16 protein-coding genes are annotated in these 20140 nt (G+C 56.9%); 11 read left to right on the top strand and 5 right to left on the bottom strand.

What is annotated here, in order from left to right:
- The first annotated feature begins 90 nt into the window (after window positions 1–90).
- From ACQZQY_RS23835 to ACQZQY_RS23860, 6 genes are all read left to right on the top strand, one after another.
- On the top strand, window positions 91–8625 hold the full coding sequence (locus ACQZQY_RS23835; RefSeq protein WP_431297381.1) for a GH36-type glycosyl hydrolase domain-containing protein: 8535 nt from the start codon (window positions 91–93) through the stop codon (window positions 8623–8625).
- Between the two features lie 128 nt (window positions 8626–8753).
- The gene (locus tag ACQZQY_RS23840; RefSeq protein ID WP_122096886.1) at window positions 8754–9458 is read left to right on the top strand and encodes an SDR family oxidoreductase; all 705 of its coding nucleotides are present in this window, start codon (window positions 8754–8756) and stop codon (window positions 9456–9458) included.
- A gap of 216 nt (window positions 9459–9674) precedes the next feature.
- Window positions 9675–10085, top strand: coding sequence for a hypothetical protein (locus tag ACQZQY_RS23845; protein WP_431297382.1), 411 nt, complete (start codon window positions 9675–9677; stop codon window positions 10083–10085).
- Window positions 10086–10285: 200 nt separating this feature from the next.
- A complete protein-coding gene (gene hutW / locus ACQZQY_RS23850) occupies window positions 10286–11611 on the top strand; it encodes a heme anaerobic degradation radical SAM methyltransferase ChuW/HutW (protein WP_431297383.1) in 1326 nt (441 codons plus the stop codon).
- Window positions 11598–12110, top strand: coding sequence for a heme utilization cystosolic carrier protein HutX (gene hutX / locus ACQZQY_RS23855; protein WP_431297384.1), 513 nt, complete (start codon window positions 11598–11600; stop codon window positions 12108–12110). Before hutW ends, hutX begins: the two co-directional genes overlap by 14 nt.
- Window positions 12107–12730, top strand: coding sequence for an NAD(P)H-binding protein (locus ACQZQY_RS23860; protein WP_431297385.1), 624 nt, complete (start codon window positions 12107–12109; stop codon window positions 12728–12730). The genes hutX and ACQZQY_RS23860 overlap by 4 nt, the downstream gene beginning before the upstream one ends.
- Window positions 12731–12757: 27 nt before the next feature.
- Here ACQZQY_RS23860 and ACQZQY_RS23865 read toward each other — a convergent pair whose 3' ends face one another.
- Window positions 12758–14101, bottom strand: a complete 1344-nt coding sequence (locus ACQZQY_RS23865; protein ID WP_431297386.1) for a HEAT repeat domain-containing protein — start codon at window positions 14099–14101, stop codon at window positions 12758–12760.
- A gap of 318 nt (window positions 14102–14419) precedes the next feature.
- On the opposite strand from ACQZQY_RS23865, the gene ACQZQY_RS23870 reads away from it, so the two are divergent.
- Window positions 14420–14674 carry a type II toxin-antitoxin system HicA family toxin gene (locus ACQZQY_RS23870; protein WP_431297513.1) on the top strand — a complete coding sequence of 85 codons (255 nt, stop codon included), beginning with the start codon at window positions 14420–14422 and terminating at the stop codon, window positions 14672–14674.
- Entirely contained in the window at window positions 14674–15036 is a 363-nt protein-coding gene (locus ACQZQY_RS23875) for a type II toxin-antitoxin system HicB family antitoxin (RefSeq protein WP_122096961.1), read from the top strand. Before ACQZQY_RS23870 ends, ACQZQY_RS23875 begins: the two co-directional genes overlap by 1 nt.
- A 60-nt stretch (window positions 15037–15096) precedes the next feature.
- Here the strand turns inward: ACQZQY_RS23875 and ACQZQY_RS23880 are convergent, their stop codons facing one another.
- The 3 genes from ACQZQY_RS23880 to ACQZQY_RS23890 all read right to left on the bottom strand — a co-directional run bounded on the left by ACQZQY_RS23880 (window position 15097) and on the right by ACQZQY_RS23890 (window position 17709).
- Entirely contained in the window at window positions 15097–15417 is a 321-nt protein-coding gene (locus ACQZQY_RS23880) for a DMT family transporter (protein ID WP_056779540.1), read from the bottom strand.
- A gap of 99 nt (window positions 15418–15516) precedes the next feature.
- Window positions 15517–16983, bottom strand: coding sequence for a sensor histidine kinase (locus tag ACQZQY_RS23885; RefSeq protein WP_431297387.1), 1467 nt, complete (start codon window positions 16981–16983; stop codon window positions 15517–15519).
- 3 nt (window positions 16984–16986) lie between these two features.
- The gene (locus ACQZQY_RS23890; protein ID WP_136376720.1) at window positions 16987–17709 is read right to left on the bottom strand and encodes a response regulator transcription factor; all 723 of its coding nucleotides are present in this window, start codon (window positions 17707–17709) and stop codon (window positions 16987–16989) included.
- A 152-nt stretch (window positions 17710–17861) separates the two neighbouring features.
- Here ACQZQY_RS23890 and ACQZQY_RS23895 point away from each other — a divergent pair, with 152 nt between their 5' ends.
- The 3 genes from ACQZQY_RS23895 to ACQZQY_RS23905 are packed head-to-tail and all read left to right on the top strand — an operon-like array spanning window position 17862 to window position 19649.
- The gene (locus ACQZQY_RS23895; RefSeq protein ID WP_431297388.1) at window positions 17862–18488 is read left to right on the top strand and encodes a cytochrome b/b6 domain-containing protein; all 627 of its coding nucleotides are present in this window, start codon (window positions 17862–17864) and stop codon (window positions 18486–18488) included.
- 10 nt (window positions 18489–18498) lie between these two features.
- On the top strand, window positions 18499–19302 hold the full coding sequence (locus ACQZQY_RS23900; protein WP_431297389.1) for a molybdopterin-dependent oxidoreductase: 804 nt from the start codon (window positions 18499–18501) through the stop codon (window positions 19300–19302).
- A gap of 50 nt (window positions 19303–19352) precedes the next feature.
- Window positions 19353–19649 carry a pentapeptide MXKDX repeat protein gene (locus ACQZQY_RS23905; RefSeq protein ID WP_183849300.1) on the top strand — a complete coding sequence of 99 codons (297 nt, stop codon included), beginning with the start codon at window positions 19353–19355 and terminating at the stop codon, window positions 19647–19649.
- 94 nt (window positions 19650–19743) lie between these two features.
- On the opposite strand, the gene ACQZQY_RS23910 is transcribed toward ACQZQY_RS23905, so the two are convergent.
- Window positions 19744–20133: a hypothetical protein gene (locus tag ACQZQY_RS23910; RefSeq protein ID WP_056779557.1), complete on the bottom strand. Its 390-nt coding sequence runs from the start codon at window positions 20131–20133 to the stop codon at window positions 19744–19746.
- Window positions 20134–20140: the final 7 nt, after the last annotated feature.

A 20140-nucleotide genomic window follows, 5' to 3' on the forward strand; every position in this document is an offset into this window, starting at 1 on the left:
CTCCCTGCCCCTGACCTCTTTATCTCACTATGTGAACTCTTATCGCAGCTCAGGCAACTGCCTTCTCGGGTCCGCATAAGGAATGTTGACGTGAAAAATGCTGTCTTCAGTTGGTTCAAAAGTAAAGGAGCACCACCTGTATCACCGGCCACCCGACGTCATCGCGCCAGCGCGCTTGAACAGTCCACGCCGATCCGTGCCGAGCTTTTTTCGGCAGACCAGATGGAACGCTACGGCGGAAAACTGGCCCTCTCGCATAAGTTATCCAAGAAGAAACTCCCCTACTATCTGCTCAAACGCCTCGATGACAATGAGAAGGTGCTGACCCGCAGTTGTCTGATCCTCAGCAGTGGCGAAAAAGCCAGTATCACCCCCGCCGGTGAATGGCTGCTGGATAACTACTATCTGATCGAAGAACAAATCCGCGTGGTGCGTCAGCTGTTGCCGAAAAACTTCGGCAAGGGTTTGCCCTCGCTGGGATCACCGCATTTTTGCCCGCGCATTTACGACATCGCCACCGAGGTGGTCAGCCACAGCGACGGCCTGTGGGACATTAAAACCCTGACCCGTTTTCTCTCCACTTATCAGAGTGTCAGGCCGCTGACGCTGGGTGAACTGTGGGCGTTTCCGGGGATGTTGCGTCTGGCGCTGATAGAGAATCTGCGCCGCGTGAGCATTGAAGTCGCCAACGCGCAGAAAGAACGCAATCTGGCGGATTTCTGGGTCAATAAATTGCAGGACAGCGCCGAAAACGATCCGGCCAGTCAGATCATTGTGATTGCCGATATGGCGCGCACCAATCCGCCGCGCACCAGTGCGTTTGTCGCCGAACTGGTGCGCCGCCTGCAGGGCCACGGATCCATGCTGGCGCTGCCGCTGACCTGGGTGGAACAACGTCTGAGCGAAGTCGGCCTGACGCAGCGCGAAGTCATCGACAAATTCAATCAGCAACTGGCGGCAAATCAGCTTTCCGTCAGTAACAGCATCATGGGTTTACGCCAGCTCACCGAAATGGACTGGGCGGATTTCGCCGAAAATCTCAGCGTGGTGGAGAAAATCCTGCGCGGCGATCCGGCCGGTATTTACGCCACCATGCATTTCGACACGCGAGACAACTACCGCCATCAGATTGAACGGCTTTCGCGTAACTCCCGTCATGATGAAGCCGCCGTCGCGGCCCGTGCCGTGGCGCTGGCGCAGCAGGCCGGCGGCACTTACCAGCAGCAACACGTCGGGTATTACCTGATTGGCCCCGGCCGTCCGGTGCTGGAAAAAGAGTTGCAGGTGCGCTTTTCGCTGCTTAACCGAGCGCGCGCCAAACTCAGCCAGACGCCGCTGCTCTCGTGGCTGGGCAGTTTGTTACTGGTCACCACCGCCGTCACCGCCGATGCCTTGTACCGCTCCGGCCATCCGGGCAATAACTGGCTGTGGTGGGCATTGCTGGTGCCGGTGATGCTGGTCGCCAGCCAGTTTGCCCTTAATCTGCTCAGTGAAATCACCACCCGCAGCCGCACGCCGCAGCCGTTGCCGCGTCTGGAATTTGTTGGCGGCATTCCTGAAAGCGCCAGCACGCTGGTGGTGATCCCCTGCCTGCTTGGCAGCCGTAAAAATATCGACGCACTGATCAACAGCCTCGAAGTCTGTTATCTCGGCAACGTGTTGCCGAATCTGAATTTCGCGCTGCTCAGCGATTTTCACGACAGCGAGGAGCCGCACAGTGAGGACAACGATACGCTGCTGGTGTATGCCCGGCAGAAAATCCAGCAGCTCAACAGACGTTACACCGTCACGCAAGGCGCGCTTTTCACTTTGCTGCACCGTGACAGCGAAAAGAATGCCGCTCAGGGCGTGTGGATGGGTTATGAACGCAAACGCGGCAAACTCAACGCGCTTAATCTCTGGTTACGCGGCCACGGCGAACCGTTTTCGCTGATCGAAGGCAGCACGCAGGCGCATTTACAGCAGGTGAAGTACGTGATCACGCTCGACAGCGACACCGTCCTGCCGCGTGCCACGGCGCATCAGCTGGTGGCGGCGATGGCCCATCCGCTGAACCATCCGGTGTACGACGAACAGCGCCATCTGGTGGTGTCCGGTTACGCCATTCTCCAGCCGCGTCTGGCTGAAGAGATCCCCGCCAACGGCCAGGGGCGCTATGCCGCGTTATGCAGCAGCGTGCCGGGTAACGATCCTTACTCGTCGATGTCGTCAGACATTTATCAGGATTTGTTCGGCGAAGGCTCCTTTGTCGGTAAGGGGATTTACGATGTTGATATGTTTATCCGCGCCAACGAAAACACCTGCCCGGAAAATCTGGTGCTCAGCCACGATCTGCTGGAAGGCTGTTACGCCCGTTCCGGCATGCTCAGCGATGTCGTGCTTTACGAGCAATACCCCGATCATTATCTGGCCGACGTGGCGCGTAAAACCCGCTGGATCCGTGGTGACTGGCAACTGCTGAACTGGCTGCGTTTTCGTGTCCGTCAGGAGGACGGGCAGCGCTGCCGCAATCCGCTGACCACCCTTTCGCGCTGGAAATTGTTTGATAACCTGCGCCGCAGTCTGGTCGCCCCGGCCTTTTTGGTGATCATCTTTTGCACCGTGGCGCTGGTGCCAAACAAAATGTACTGGTTTGGATTTATCGCCGCGATGCTGCTGTTCCCGGTGCTGGTCGCGCTGGTGCTGGATTTACTCAATAAAGGCCCGCGCCGTTCGCTGCTCCCCCATCTGAAAAGCGTGGCCTCCGCCACCCTCAGCCGCCTGTCGCGCATTTTCGTGACGCTGATGACGCTGCCGCATGAAGCGGTCTACTCGGTGCAGGCGATTTTACTGACGCTGTGGCGGCTGAACGTCAGCCACCGTAAGTTGCACGAATGGGCCAGCGTCAACGTCAGTGAGAAAAGCCGCGCGCAGTCGCCGGAATATTTCTACCGCCGCATGTGGGCAAACCCGCTGGCCGGGATTGCGCTGGTGATGTTGCCCGCGCTGACCCATTCTTCGCTGGTCTGGGCGGCGCTGCCACTCGGCATTCTCTGGTTCCTCGGGCCGCGCGTCATGTGCTGGCTGAGCCAGCCCGCGTCACGTCCGGCACCCGATCTGGACGCACAGCAGCGTATTTTCCTGCGTCAGGCGGCACGTCAGACCTGGTCATTCTTTGAGACATTCGTCAATGAGCAGGAAAACTGGCTGCCGCCGGATAACTTTCAGGAAATCCCGCAGCCGGTGGTGGCCCATCGCACCTCGCCGACCAATATCGGCCTCTCTTTGCTGGCCAACATTACCGCCTGGGATTTCGGCTACATCACGCAAGGCGAGGTGTTACTGCGCACCAGCCAGACGCTCGATACGCTGGATAAACTCGAGCATTATCGCGGCCATCTGTACAACTGGTACGACACGCGCACGCTGGAACCGCTCAACCCGCGCTACATTTCCAGCGTTGACAGCGGCAACTTCGCCGGACATCTGCTGACCCTGAGCACCGGCCTGCACCTGTGGCGTGTGCAACCTGCGGTCAACCTTCCGCAATGGCTGACCGGCCTGGAAGACACGCTGTATCTGGCCGAAAATAAAAACGGCGCGGCCGCCATGGCAAAACTGCGCGAGAGCTGGACGCAGGCCAGTGCGGCGCAAGGCGGGGAGATCTTTGTTCACCTGCGGGCCATGCGGGCGCTGATCGCCACCTCGTCGGAAGGTTATCTGCCACGGCTGGCGGAACAGCTGGATGCCGGGCTGGCCGAGTGGTCTGCGTTTTATGGCTGGCTGTCGCCAGAGGCTTACCACGAGCCTCTGCCTTCGCTGTTATGGCTGGCGCAGCAGGATGCCCTGAGCTCGCCGCAACTTTCCCGCGCCATCGGGCTGGCGCGTCAGCGTCTGGACATTATCGGTGAGCTGGAACAACGCCTGAACGATCACGCGCACATGGATTTCCGCTTCCTGTACGACACCAACACCCATTTGCTGACCGTCGGTTACAACTGCGATGCGCATAAAATGGACAGCGGAAAATACGATCTGCTGCCGTCTGAAATTCGCCTGACCAACTATGTGACCATTGCCACCAACCAGTTGCCGCAAAAAAGCTGGTTCGCGCTGGGCCGGTTATTCACCGTGATCGACAAACAGCCTTCGCTGATGTCGTGGAGCGGGTCGATGTTTGAATACCTGATGCCACAGCTGGTGATGCCTGCTTATCCCGATACGCTGCTGGTACAAATGTGCCAGACCGCCGTTGACCGGCAAATCGCCTGGGGCAAGGAGAACAACGTGCCGTGGGGGATTTCGGAGTCTGCGTACGCGGCCTTTGATCTCAACCAGAATTACCAGTATCACGCCTTTGGTGTACCCGGCCTCGGGCTTAAGCGCGGGCTGGGCGAAGACATGGTGGTCGCGCCTTACGCCACCATGATGGCGCTGATGTTCCGTCCGCAGGAGGCCTGCCTCAATCTGGTCGAACTGGAAAACTGCGGCGCGCGCGGCGAATACGGCTTTTACGACGCACTTGATTACAGCCCGTCGCGGCTGGTTCGCGGGCAGATTTACATCGTGGTGCGTTCTTACATGGCGCACCATCAGGGGATGGGATTCCTTGCGCTGGCGAACGTGTTGCTCGATTCCCCGATGCCTGCGCGCTTTGCGGCGAATGCGGCATTCCAGTCCGCCCGCCTGCTGTTGCAGGAACGCGTGCCGGATGCGGTCGAACTTTACAGCCCGCGCCGTCACTTTGAGTCGCACGACAGCACGCTGCAAAAGGTCAACGTCGAACTGCGCGAATTCACCGACGTGGACAGCCCGACGCCGGAAGTTCAGCTGCTCTCCAACACGAATTATCACCTGATGGTGACGCAGTCAGGCGGCAGCGTCAGCCGCTGGAAAGATCTGACGTTAACCCGCTGGCGGGAAGATGCAACGCGGGATCATCGCGGTATCTTCTGCTACCTGAGCGATCCGGCCACCGGCGAAATCTCCAGCAATACCTGGCAGCCCGCAGGCAAACAAAAAGGCACTTATCACGCAGTACTGACAGACTCCGGGGCGGAGTTCACCCGTACACAGGGGTCGCTGACCCTGAAAACGCACATCGTGGTGTCACCGGAAGACGACGTGGAAATCCGCCGTATGACGATCACACACCACGGACGTCGTCCGCGTACGGTGGAAATCACCACCTATGCGGAAGTGGTACTGGCTCCGGCGGCGAACGATGCCACCCATCCGGCGTTCAGCAACCTGTTTGTGCAGACCGAACTGGTGCCTGCGCAGGAAGGGATTTTGTGCCACCGCCGCCCGCGCGAGCCGGACGAGCATTGCCCGTGGATGTTCCACATGATGGCGATCCACGGTCCGGTCGAACGGGAAACCTCGTTCGAAACCGATCGCGCGGCCTTTATCGGTCGCGGCCACACCGCGGCGCATCCGCAGGCTTTGCAACAGCCCGGCAAACTCAGTAACAGCGCCGGTGCGGTGCTCGACCCTGTTCTGGCTATCCGCCAGCGCATCCGCCTGAAACCCGGCGTGCCGGTGGTGGTCGATATGGTGTATGGCATCGGCGACACCCGCCTGCAAAGCCTGGCGCTGCTGGAAAAATACCGCGACCACCATATTGCTGATCGGGTATTCGAAATCGCCTGGTCGCACAGTCAGGTGGTTCTGCGCCAGCTCAACGCCACCGAAGATGACGCCGGGCTGTTTAACCGTCTGGCCGGCGCGTTGCTGTTCGCCAGCCAGGAAATGCGCGGTGATGCTCAGACCATTATCCATAATCGACGCGGGCAGTCCGGCCTGTGGGGGCTTTCGCTGTCGGGCGATCTGCCGATCGTGCTGCTCACCCTCTCCAGCAGCGAAAACATCAATCTGGTGAAACTGCTGATCCGCGCGCACAACTACTGGCGGCTGAAAGGCCTGAAAGTCGATTTGGTGCTGCTCTCCAACGATCCGGGCGGTTATCAGCAGGCGCTGCAAAACCAGATCCTCGGCCTGGTGGCTTCCGGCGCGGGCTCCAGCCAGACCGATATTCCGGGCGGGATATTTGTGCGTAACGGCGAGCAAATCACGCAGGAAGACCGCACGCTGCTGATGAGCGTGGCGCGGGTGGTGATCGACGACCGTCACGGTCCGCTGACCGATCAGCTTAACCAGCGGATGCAAATGCCGCACGCTTCCCAGCAGGCCCTGCTGCCGGTTCGCAGCAACGATGACATCAGCCCGGTGGCCGCAGAACCGCGCGGCCTGACCTATTTCAACGGCACCGGTGGATTCTCCCCTGATGGCCGTGAATATCAGATCCTGCTCAACGAAGGGCAAAACACCCCGGCGCCGTGGTCAAACGTGCTGGCGAACGCCGATTTTGGCACGGTGATTTCAGAAAGCGGTCAGGCGTATACCTGGTATGAAAACGCCCACGAATACCGTTTAACGCCGTGGGAAAATGACCCGGTCAGCGACAGTTCCGGCGAAGCGTTTTATTTGCGTGACGAAGAGAGCGGCAGCGTCTGGTCACCGGCACCGTTGCCGGTGCGCGGCGCGGGCGGCTATGTCACGCGGCACGGTTTTGGTTACAGCGTGTTCGAACACACCGAACGCGGGATCGCCAGCGAAATGACGGTGCTGGTCGCCGAACATGCGCCGGTGAAACTGATCATGCTCACCCTGACCAACGTCTCCGGCCGCCCGCGCAGGCTGTCGGTTACCGGTTATGTGGAATGGGTGATGGCCGATCTGCGCACCAAATCCGCCATGCACATCGTCACCTCCCAGGCGCGTGTGACGCAGGGCTGCGGCGTGCTGGCGACCAACCATTACACCAGCAACGGCGGCGAACGCACGGCCTTCTTCGCGGTGACCGGCGCACACTGTTCGGTCAGTGGCGATCGCCGTGAGTTCTTTGGCCGTGCCGGTTCACCGGCCTCTCCGGCGGCCATGAAAAACCAGCGGCTCTCAGACCGCACGGGCGCAGCGATGGATCCGTGCGGCGCGGTGCAGTCGGCGACCACGCTCATCGACGGTGATCAGCGCACCTTTACCTTCGTGCTGGGTCTGGGGCAAAACGCCAATGACGCCGAAGCACTGATCCGCCAGTTCTTGCAGGAAGGCGAGGCGCAGGCCGAACTGGATCGCGTGCATCAGCACTGGCATCACGTGCTGGATAAAATTCAGGTCACCACGCCGGATCCGTCGGTGAATTTACTCGCCAACGGCTGGCTGATTTATCAGACCTTAGCCAGCCGGATCCTGGCGCGCAGCGGCTATTATCAGTCGGGCGGCGCGTTCGGTTTCCGCGATCAGCTTCAGGACACGCTGGCGCTCACCCACGCCGCCCCGCAGCGCATGCGCGAGCAGATCCTGCTGTGCGCCTCGCGGCAGTTTATCGAAGGCGACGTCCAGCACTGGTGGCATCCGCCAACCGGCAATGGCGTGCGCACGCGCTGCTCAGATGATTATCTGTGGCTGCCGCTGGCCATCAGCCATTACATCTCGGTAACCGGCGATCACGACATCGCGGAGCAGCAAATTCCGTACCTCGAAGCACGTTTGCTGGCCGCCGGTGAAGAGTCTTTCTATGAGTTGCCGGTGGTCAGTTCAACGCACGAAACCCTCTGGCAGCACGGGGTTCGCGCACTGAAACACGGCCTGAAAATGGGGCAACACGGCCTGCCGCTGATGGGCGCGGGCGACTGGAACGATGGCATGAATCTGGTCGGCCTTGGCGGTCGCGGTGAAAGCGTCTGGCTGGGCTTCTTCCTGTATGACGTGCTGCAACGCTACGGCGCACTGGCGGAAGAACGCCATGACGAAGACACCGCCGCGCTGTGCCGCGAGCAATCGGCGCTGCTGAAACGCAATCTGAACGAACACGCCTGGGACGGCGACTGGTATCTGCGCGGCTACTTCGACAGCGGCGAAACCCTGGGCTCACATCTGAATGACGAATGTCAGATAGACGCTATCGCCCAGAGCTGGTCTGTGCTTTCCGGTGCAGGTACGCCGGAACGCACCGCCAGCGCCATGCACTCGGTCGATCAACGGCTGGTGGATAACGACGCCGGATTGATCAAACTGCTGACGCCGCCGTTCGACGGCAACGGCCCGAACCCAGGCTATATACGGGGTTATCTGCCAGGCGTGCGCGAGAACGGCGGGCAATATACTCACGGTGCGATTTGGGCGGTGATGGCCTTTGCCAAACAGGGCAATATCGAACGGGCATGGGAGCTGATGTCGATGATTAACCCGATCAATCACAGCCTCAGCGCCAGCGACGTCAGCCGCTATAAAGCCGAACCTTATGTGATTTCCGCCGATATTTACTCGGTGGATCCGCACAGCGGACGCGGCGGCTGGAGCTGGTACACCGGCTCGGCAGGCTGGACGTATCGTCTGATCACCGAAGCCCTGCTCGGCATCACCCGCCACGGCGACGCGATCGCCATTCACAGCCATCTGCCCGCCGCCTGGCCGGAGATCACCGTCTCGTATCAGCAGGGCAGCAGCCATTATCAGATCACCGTGCGCCGCAGCACCGGCGAATACCGCGTACTGCTCGACGGCCAGGTTCTGGAAAATGACCGAATTCCGCTCGTGGATGACGGGGCTGAGCATCAGGTGGAGGTGGCACTGGGCAGTTAGTTCATACCGATACTCTCAGAGGCCCCGCACTGCGGGGCTTTTCTTTTTTCCACACAAGCTAAGCCAATAAAGTCCGTCGCGCGGGCATCTTTCTGCTGTTAGGTTGAGAAAAAACCGAGGAGAACACCATGAGCACACTTCCTGTCGCCGTCATTACCGGCGGAACCAGCGGTATCGGGCTGGCGATTGTTCATAATCTGGCACGTGACCATCGGGTCTTTGCGCTGGGGCGGAATAAAGAGAGCCTGCTGGCGTTGCGGCTGATTGAAAACGTAGACGCGGTGGAAATCGATTTACTGGATTTTACCGCCATTGAACACTTTATCCGCGAGCTGCCGCAGATTGATGTGCTGGTCCATTCGGCGGCAATCTCCAAACCCCTGCGTGTTGAAAACGCCACCCCGGAGGACTGGCAGCAGCAATTTTCCATTAACGTGTTTGCGCCTGCACAATTCACCCGGCTGGCGCTGCCCGCGCTGAGAAAACAGGAGGGTCAGGTGGTGTTTATCGGTTCGGGTTCGGGCACGAAAGCCGACGGTGGAAATACGGTGTACTGCGCATCGAAATTTGCCCTGAATGCGCTGGCTCATGCTCTCCGGCAGGAAGAAAGCGAACATGGCGTGCGCGTATCCACCGTCGCGCCGGGGCCTACGGATACGCCGATGAACCGCAAAACCCGCGAAAGTCAGGGAGATTTTGCGGCCATCGATCCACGGGATTACAGCACACCCGAATCGGTTGCTGCGGCAGTGCGTCTGGTGGTCAGTGCCAGTGACGATACTCAAATTACCGATATCGCCGTCAGGCCACGGCGGGATAAAGCCAAACGCTGACACTGCTTGAATAATGCGCCGGGCCGGCGTGCTGGCGCATGGCTTTACAATAATAACGTCAGTCCGTAATATCCTTCCGTCTTATCTTTTTGACCTGCCTTATATTTATCAGCACGCCCGCTTCAGGGATATTCCTCATGAATATGCAGGAAGAATACTTTATTTATATATAGCCAAAAGAATACATATAAAGTTTTTATTAAAGGAGTAATAAAAATGCGCAAACACACGCTGTTATTAGTGGTTCTTTTCTCCCTGCCCCTTTTAAACCCGGCCAGTGCAATCACCATCAAACCGGGTGAATGGGCAGTCGCCAATGTCACCGGCACGCTGGGTAAAATCTGCGTATCCCCGACAGAATCACTCCTTCTTAAAACGATTAATCGGAACGTTAAATTTAAGGATAGCAATTGCGAAAATTACTATACAAATAACACCGCGCACCGGGTAGTTGTTAAGAGAACCTGTATTCTAAAAGGGGTGAAATCATCCGCGACGGTTGTCATGACTGAAATTAATGAAAATAAATTCCACGTCAAAGCCCAGGGACAAAAAGATAAAAATAACCACACCACATATAGAGGCGGCTCAGGCGTTATACGCTTCACGTCAAACAAATGTTCTTAATCTGAAATAATCCCTTTCCGGCATTCTGACTTAAGCCCGGTGAGCGACACACTCATCTGATAACGGCAGGGGATCCCGCGGCGCGGCGAAACGCACTCCTTGATGCAGATCATCGAAAGCGTGGTTTTGATTTGATCGAATGATAATCATTATCGTTTAATGCTCACCGATACTTGATTCTTCAGGAGAAGAAGAACCCTATGAGCTTAGACCTCACGCGCTTTTATGCTGCCGAACAGGGGTTGCCGTTTCCCGACCGCCGGGCGGTGATGCCCTGGCGGCCACAGCAACCCGTCGCGCCTCAGGATATTCCCGCGCAGTGGCAGGCGCTGTGTCAGCAGACACTTGCGGCCAATAAGCGTCTGGTATATCTGCATATTCCCTTCTGTGCCACGCACTGCACATTCTGCGGGTTCTATCAGAACAAACTCGAAGCAGAGGCGACGGAGCAATACTGCGACTATCTGATCCGCGAAATCGAACAGGAAGCTGGCTCGCCGCTGCATCAGTCCGCCCCGGTTCATGCGGTCTATTTTGGCGGCGGCACGCCCACGGCGCTGAGCGCGACACAGTTGCACCGCATCATCAGCGCGCTGCGACGCCTTCTTCCGCTGGCGCCGGACTGCGAAATCACCGTCGAGGGGCGCATTCTCAACTTTGACGATGAGAGAATCGATGCCTGTCTGGAAGCCGGTGCCAACCGTTTTTCCATCGGCATTCAGACGTTCGATACCCGTATCCGCCAGCGGATGGGCCGTCGCGCCAGCCGCGAGGTGGCGATCCACTTCCTGCAAAAACTGGGCGACCGCGACCGCGCCGCGGTGGTGTGCGACCTGATGTTTGGCCTGCCGGCGCAGACGCCCGCCTCATGGCGTGAGGATTTACAGATTGTGCGTGATTTACCGCTCGACGGCGTCGATCTGTATGCGCTGAACCTGTTGCCTTCTACGCCACTGGGCAAAGCGGTAGAAAATCACCGCGTCACTTTGCCCGATGTCGCAATGCGCCGGGATTTTTATCTTGAAGGCGAAGCCTTTCTGGCGCGCGATGGCTGGCATCAGATCAGCAACAGCCACTGGGCGCGCACCACGCGGGAACGCAATCTGTACAATCTGCTGATCAAACAGGGCGCAGATTGCCTGGCATTTGGCAGCGGCGCGGGCGGCAATCTGGGCGGTCAGTCGTACATGACGGCACGCAGTCTGGAGGCGTGGTATCAGCAACTTGATGCCGGGCAGAAACCGATCATGATGATGACCGCCGGTGCCTCTGACGAGCAGCGCTGGCGTCTCGATTTACAAGGCGGCATCGAAGCGGGCCGCTACGATTTAAGCCGCATCGTTGAAGACCCGCTTCCCCTCGAACCTTTATTAGAGCAATGGCAGCAATGCGGCCTGATGAACCGTCACGGCGCACGCTTTGATCTCACCCCCGCCGGACGTTTCTGGGCCAGCAATATGTTGCAGGCGCTGCAAGATCTGATCCCACAACTGACTTTACGGAGTGCCGCCCATGCACACGGATAAACTGCAAACCCTGATCGACTTTTTAGCCACAGAACCCGATGGCACCGTGGAAGATATTGCCCGCGAATATGGCATCGCACCGCTGAACGTGATCCAAAATTTACCGGGAAGTTATCTGTTTTCAGGCGCACATTTCGATACGGTGTGGGACAGCATCACGCAATGGGGCGAGGTGACGACGCTGGTCAACAATGATGACCTGATCCTCGAATTTCACGGTGCGCTGCCGACCGGCACACACCGCCACGGCTATTTTAATCTGCGTGGCAAACAGGGGCTGAGCGGGCATATCCGCGCGACACATTGCCAGCATATCGCGCTGGTCGAACGGCCATTTATGGGAATGAGCACAGCAAGCGTCTGGTTTTTAAACGCTGCCGGTTATGCGATGCTCAAGGTTTTCGTGGGACGCGACAGCCACCGCCAGCTTTTGAACGATCAGCTGACGGCGTTTCGCGCGCTTCCCGCCATGCTGGTTGAAAGAGAGAGTGTAATTTGACGACTTTGCTGATTTTTGGCGCCGGCAGCGGCGTCGGTGCAGAACTGGCTGCCTTGTGTGTACAAGAGCGCCCGCTGGTGGCGCTGATTCGCCAACCTGAACAGGCAAACGCCTTACGCCAGGCGGGTGTCACGGTGATTGAAGGCGATGCGCTTAACCCGCAGGACGTCTTGCTGGCCTGCCAGACCGCCGGGGCGCAGGCGCAGATTGTCTCCACGCTGGGCGGGAAACACTCTGATTACCACGCTAACCGGCTGATCATCGATACCGCCGAACAGACCGGTATCCGCCAGATGGTGCTGGTCACCTCCATCGGCTGCGGCGACAGCTGGTCTACTCTGTCTGACCGTGCGAAACAGGCGTTCGGGCAGGCGGTGCGGGAGAAATCGCTGGCGGAAAGCTGGCTGCAAACCAGTACGCTGCAAGGGTGCATCCTGCGCCCCGGTGGCCTGACGGATGGCGAAGCGACCGGCCAGGCGCAACGGCTGGAAACCGAAGCCCACGGGCGCATTCGCCGAAGTGACGTCGCGTTGCACATTCAGCAACTGCTCAATAGCGGCGAGGGATGGGATAAAATTTACGCCCTGCTCGATCCGTCGCTGGCGGGTGCCCGGTTCTGAGAAGATGCCCCTGACGGGGCATTTTTTTCAGGCAGATAACACCTGCATCAGATAGCTTTTATCACGCAGGCCGACGCCGGGATGCTGAATGAGCAGCGTCCGTAATGCTGTTTTTTGGTGCGACGTCGGCTCAGTGTAAAAGCGGTTTAAGCGCGTCGTCCATTTTGCCAGCGCCTGTCTCATCGGCTCACGTTCAGCATTCCCGGCTTGCATCAGCATAAATTGCAGACCTTCCCACAACCCGAGGCGAGCGGATAATGGCAGATAGAGCCCGAGATGTTCAACTGATGGCGCGGCCGCCTGACTGCGTAAAATCTCCTCCAGCGTCAGGAAAAACTTGCGTTTTGCATACTGCCTGCAGGCCCGTTTCGCCACGGAATAAGCCGGGTACGACATCGCCTCAAGCAACAATTCCCTGGCATTTTCCTGCAAATGATCAACGGCAATGTCCAACGCCGTTTTGTACAGCGCGGTACTGTCGCTTTTCAGGCAATCCAGGGCCAGCGCCAGCACATCCTCATATTTCTGCTCGTCCAGCGCCCTGAGTGCCACGCAACGGCGGGACAGGTTCTGAGTCGCATCGTTAAACACCGCCAGACTGTGCGCCACGGGGGAATGACCGCGTTCAGTCAGCACTCTGGCCGCACGTTTGCGCACCAGTTCGTTGTTATCATGCAACAGCGTCAGCAGCATCGTGACGGGCACGTCAGCATTTTCATCCATCACAACAGCAAGTGCCACCTGCCTGACCGGCGCATAGCGGTCTTTTAGCAGCGTCAGCAGATCTTGTTCGTTCCGCCTTCCGGACTGACCAAGCCAGGCGCGGGTGGCGATCAGTCTGACAGACGGATTTTTATGACCCTGCGTGCGTTCAAAAATAACGTCCACCGTAAACAGTTGCTGTTCCAGCATCAGGCCAAGCACCAGTCTGGCGACATCCGGTTTGGCTGAGTTCAGGCCTTCCATCAAAACGGCGTTATTCTCTGGCCGGACGAGAAAGCGGTGAATTTCTTCCAGCAGCCGTGCATGGTCATCACGCTGGCTGCTAAGTAACTTGCCGAATTCAGGCAGACACTCCACCAGCCATCGGGCACCTTGCGGAACCATAAACTGGCGGATGCTCTGGCGTGCGGCATCACGCACCTGACTCACCCAGTCATTCGCCCGCCTGATGATTGCCGGCAATGCCTCTCCGACTTTCATTCTTCCCAGACAGAGCACCGCCCGCTGGCGAAGATGCCCGTTATAGTGGCGGGTCAGGCATTCCAGCCGTTTCAGAGGGTCCGTTTCACGGGCATAAGCGTTATCCCAGTTAGCCGGATCGCTCATCAGCGCCTCGATTTGCTGTAATAAATAGTATTCCGTTGCCACCGCTAATCTCCTTTCCTGCCTGATTCAGTCCATCATTGTTTTCGAATACCTTACGGATAATGCTAAAGAGATGCCATAACGTTGAGTATGAAGGTATATCTGCCATCTCATTAAAAAGCATAAACATACAGGTATTACCGTGCCAGTCAGACCCTCTCTGCTACCAGCCCCCACACCTCATCACAACACCAGCCTGAAGGAAAAAGAGGCAATAATGACACTATGAAATGACACCAAAGACTGGCTATGGTGTCACTTTTTGGTATCATATGCGTTATGCAAATAATGACTGCCGTACCTAATCCCCGGCTGACAGGGTTGTCAGCAAAGCATAAACGGGTTCTTGTCTCTGTATTTTCCAGACCGGTAAATCCGTCAATTAAATGGTCAGATATAGAAGCCCTGCTAGGAGCACTGGGCGGAGAAATTGAAGAAAGGGAAGGCTCGCGTATGGCGGTGATTTTGGATGATGAAGTTCAGGTCTTCCACCGGCCTCACCCACAACCGGAAACTGATAAAGGCGCAGTGTCTTCCGTCAGAAAATGGTTAGAAAGATTAGGATATAAACCATGATGAACAACACAATGAAAATCGACGGTCACATTGCCGTCGTTACCTACGATCCGGAAATTGAAATGTTCCGTGGCGAATTTCTTCACCTTAACGGGGGTGCAGATTTCTACGCGGACAGCGTTGAAAAGCTGAAAGAAGAAGGTAAAACATCGCTGCGGGTGTTTCTGGAAGTGTGTGAAGAGAAAGGTATCGCCCCGGTAAAAACGTTCAGTGGCAAGGTGACTACCCGGCTGGCACCTCCACAACATGCGGCATTAGCACTGGCCGCTCAAGCCACCGGGCGTTCAATTAACGATTTGCTCAGTGAAGGCGCTGATCTGGTGTTAATGAAGTATGAATACTCTGCATTGATCGCTCTCTAGCCCGCAATACAAAAAGCCGCTCATTCTCCTGAGCGGCTTTTGATTGACTTAACCGGTCACTCAATCTTTTGTCGCAAACTTCAGCAATACCACGCCGGAAAAAATCAGCAGCGCGGCGACGACCCGCAGCGGGCTCAGGCTCTCGCCAAACAGGGTCACGCCGAGGATAAAGGCGCCCACCGCGCCGATGCCGACCCAGACGGTGTAAGACGTGCCGAGCGGCAGGGTTTTCATGGCAACAGAGAGCAGCGCGAAGCTGAGCAGCATAAAGACGATGGTGATAATACTGGGAACAAGGCGGCTGAAACCGTGAGACTCTTTCATCGCCACCGACCAGACCACTTCGAAAATTCCCGCGAAAAACAAATATACCCAGGCCATAACCTGTCCTTTTTACCGTGCCAGGGTCGTCCCTGAAGAGTAATGCCGAATCTCTGGTCGTCCAGTCAGCGTTGTGAGAGAAAATTATAACGCAGAGTTTCACACCGGCACAGAAAACTGGAAACACGCGCCGGGCTGTGGCTCTTCAATCAGCCGGATATCGCTGCCGTGCAGTTGCAAAATGCGGCGCACTATCATCAGCCCGAGCCCGCCTGCCCGGTGTTTATTGGCACTGAGGATCGACGGCCTTACAAACAGGCTGTCTTTCAGCTCCGCCGCAATGCCCGGCCCGGAGTCTTTCAGTTGCACCATCACCTGCCCTTCACTCTTCCACAGTTTGATTTCGATAGTGCCGCCTTGCGGCGTGTGGCGGATGGCGTTATCCAGCAGATTGGTCAGCACGCGCTCGATCATCCCCAGATCGGCATTCACCAGCGGAATGCCCGGCGTGATATCTGCCAGCAGTTTTTGCCCGCGCGTTTCGGTCGCCAGTTCGAATTTCTGGAAGACGTCCTGCACCAGTTCGCACAGGGAAAACGGCTCTTTTTGCGGCTTCACCACGCCATATTCCAGACGGGCCAGTTCGAATAACTCCTGCGCCAGACGCCCGACTTTTTTACTCTGGGTCAGGGCAATGTTGAGATAACGCTGCCGGTCTTCGTTGCTCAGGTGGTCCGATTTTACTGACAGCGTTTCCAGATAACCGTGCAACGAGGTCAGCGGCGTGCGCAAATCGTGGGAAATATTGGCGATAAACTCACGGCGCTGTTGATCCTGCACCATCAGGCTTTGCCATTGCTGATCGATACGTTTTGCCAGCGCGACAAACGCCAGTTGCAGCTGCGCCACTTCATCGCGCGGCGCACCGGCCGGCGGTTCGCTTTTCGCCAGTGCCTGAATGGCGGCCATACCGCCGCTGTCAAGCCGGGCGATCTGTTGCGTCAGTTTACGCACCGGACGCGTTACCCAGCGGAATGCCAGCGCACCGGCCAGCAGGCCAAACAGCGCCACCAGCCCCATCGAGCGCAGCGCCAGATAAATGGCCGACTGATATTGTGCATCGCTGGTCAGCGCGGTGTATTCATCACCCAGCAGGACAATGTACACGTAGCCTTTGGTCACGCCGTCCACCTGCAACGGCGCGGCGCTGAACACCTGTCGGGTTTGCGGATCACGCGGGTTGTCGCCGTACACCGGCATTTTCGCGCCCTGCAACAGCGCGGTGACCGGTTTCAGATCGATTTTTTGCTGTTGCAGCCGCCCCGCGGGCGCGGCATTACCGACGATGTTGCCGTTGTTATCGAGCAGATACACTTCGACGCTCGGATTCACCGCCATCAGTTGGTTGAACAGCGAATGTACCGCTTTCGGATCCCAGTCGCCCTGGCTGAGCAGCGGATTATTGGCGGCGATCTGCGTGGCAAGATTGGCCGACAAACGCTGGATCACCGCCTGACTGTACTGATTGCTCGAGCGCACCTGCATGTAGCCGGAAAGCGCGCAGCAGGCGATCAGCAGCAAGGTAAATACCAGTGTCAGTCTTTGTGCCAGCGTGAGATTTTTCATGATTTACCCTTGCGCCTCTTCAACGGAAGACGCGAATTTATAGCCTTTGCCCCACACGGTCAGAATACGTTCCGGCTCGGCCGGATTGGTTTCTATCTTGATGCGCAGCCGGTTAATGTGGGTGTTCACCGTATGCTCATACCCTTCGTGCTCGTAGCCCCAGACCTGATTCAGCAGGCTGAGGCGCGAGAACACTTTGCCGGGATTTTTGGCGAAGAAATACAGCAGATCAAACTCACGCGGCGTCAGCTCCACCGGCTGATGATTGAGCATAACTTCGCGCGCGATCGGGTCGATCGCCAGCCCGGAGAAACTCAGCGTGCCCGCATCCATCTTCATGTTGCGGCTCATGGCTTCCTGACGGCGGAACAGCGCCTTGACCCGCGCCACCAGTTCGAGCATGGAAAAGGGTTTTGCCAGATAGTCGTCAGCCCCCAGCTCCAGCCCCAGCACGCGGTGTACTTCACTGGAGCGCGCACTGATGATGATGATCGGCGTGTAACGCGTCATGTTGCGGGCGCGGCGACAAATCTCCAGGCCGTCAACGCCCGGCAGCATCAGATCGAGGATCAGGGCATCCCACCCGCCTTTTTCCAGCAGCGCCACACCCAGATTACCGTCAGCGGCGTGGGTAATTTCATAGCCTTCATCACGCAGATGCAGACTGAGTAAATCCGCAATATCACCGTCGTCTTCGACAATCAGGATCTTCTTCGTTTTATCCATTTTTTCTCAACCCTTGCTTCCAATCTCTTCCCTGAGTCTACACAAGCGAATGCCTCAGAGTTATCACATTTAATTTAACTTTGCGTGAGGTCTTCGGGAACAAATCCGCCGGATACTGATGACATCAACAGGGCAGATGGCGGGCAGACATCATGACAACACACACAACGTTACCTCCGGCGGTGAAACCATCCCCGGTCACGGTTCATCCCTTATGGCTGCGCCTGACGCACTGGCTGAACGCGCTGGCGGTGCTGATTATGGTGACCAGTGGCTGGCAGATTTATAACGCTTCCCCGCTGTTTGATTTTGATTTCCCCTCCACCGTGACGCTCGGCGGCTGGCTGGGCGGCGCGATTCAGTGGCATTTCGCCGGTATGTGGCTGTTTGGTTTTAACGGATTGTTTTACCTGCTGATGAATATTTTCACCGGCCGCATGAAACAGAAATTCTGGCCGCTGACCCCGCGCGGTATTTTCAACGATTTGCGGGCAGCGCTTCGCGGCACGCTGTCACACAGCGATTTACGCCACTACAACATGGTGCAGCGCGCTGCTTATGTGTTCGTGATGTTTGACGGCATCGTGCTGGTGCTTTCCGGGCTGGTGGTGTGGAAATCGGTGCAGTTTCCGCTGCTGCGCGAACTGATGGGCGGCTTCGATACCGCGCGTTACGTGCATTTTCTGGCGATGGCCTCGCTGGTGGGATTTGTGGTGCTGCATCTAGTGATGGTGGCGCTGGTGCCAAAAACGCTGATCGCCATGATCCGCGGACGTTAAGGAAAACCCGATGAAAAACATCATCAAAAAAAGTATCAGCCAGATTTTTAGCCCGTCGGACAGCGAAGCCATTGTGCAGGAAGCGCAGAAACAGATTATCCGTCAGCTGGATGCGCCCTCGCGTCGCCTGTTTTTACAGCGCGGACTGACCCTCGGCGGCGTGGCGATGCTGACCGGTTGCGACATCAGCGATAACGCCAGCGTGGAAAACGCGCTCGGTAAGATTTCGGGCTTTAACGACCGCGTACAGGGCTGGCTGTTCGGTTCGACGCGTCTCGCGCCGGTGTATGCCGAATCGATGATCACCCGTCCGTTTCCGTTTAATGCGTTTTACGCCGAAGACGACGCACCGGAAGTCGACGGCAACGCTTATCGCCTGAAAATCGCCGGTCTGGCGCTGGATAAACGCGAATGGTCACTGCAGACGCTGTACAAGATGGCGCAGGTCAGCCAGGTCACGCGCCACATTTGTGTTGAAGGATGGAGCGCGATCGGTAAATGGGGCGGCGTGCCGTTCGGGGATTTTCTCCGCCTGATTGGGGCAGATCTCACGGCAGAATACGTCAGCTTTAAATGCGCAGATCAGTATTACACCAGCATTGATATGGCGACGGCGCTGCATCCGCAAACCCTGCTGGCGCTGACTTATGACGGGCAGATCCTGCCACGAAAATACGGTTTCCCGATGAAACTGAGAATGCCGACCAAGCTGGGTTACAAAAACCCCAAGCATATAGAAGTGATTGAAATAACGAACACATTCACCGGTGGCTACTGGGAAGATCAGGGCTACAACTGGTTCGGCGGAAGCTGAACACGCCACACAAAACCTTTGTCTCTTAAAACCTGAAAGAAGGAATGACCATGAAAAAATTAACCGTAATGATGATGTCTGCTTGTCTGATGATGGGTGCGGTCAGCACCACTTATGCCGCTGACGCCATGGCGAAAAAAGACACCATGGGCCACATGTCGAAAGACTGCATGAAAAAAGACAGCATGAGTAAAAATACCATGGCGAAAGACAGCATGGGCAAAGACTGCATGTCAAAAGATCACATGAAAAAAGACAGTATGTCTAAGGACTCCATGTCGAAGGACAGTATGTCCAAAGACAACATGTCTAAAGATGCAATGAAAAAAGAGCCGTCCGGCCAGTAATCCGCCTCCCGCTGCCTGAACATCAGGCATAAAAAAACGCCTCCGTCTGTTATCGCGGAGGCGTTTTGCTTTGTCTTAGCGGAGCAAAAAAACGTTATTTCGCGGCAGTGGAAGCCAGACGGATCTGAATATCGTTATCGAGATTATTCACCCAGTGATTATACCCGCGGTGGATTTCACCCTTCTCTGCCAGCAGATTAGAACTGCTCACATAATTAATGGTGTAGCTGTTTTGGGTGTAATTAACGCGGATATTCGCCACGTGATCACGGTTGTTCAGACGGCCATTGATCACGCCCGGTCCGCCAGCAGTCATGATCCAGCCACGGTTTAATCCGGCGCTCATGATCGCGGTTTTAATCTGGTCTTCCGAATTATGCGTGGTAATGGTGGTGTGTGGCGTTAATACCGGTTCAGTACGCGAGCAGCCTGCCAGTGAAAAAATGCACACCAGCCCAATAAGTAACTTACTTGTAGATTTCATGTAAACC

Source organism: Rahnella sp. PAMC25559 (assembly GCF_050632365.1).
GTDB classification, from domain to species: Bacteria; Pseudomonadota; Gammaproteobacteria; order Enterobacterales; family Enterobacteriaceae; genus Rahnella; species Rahnella rivi.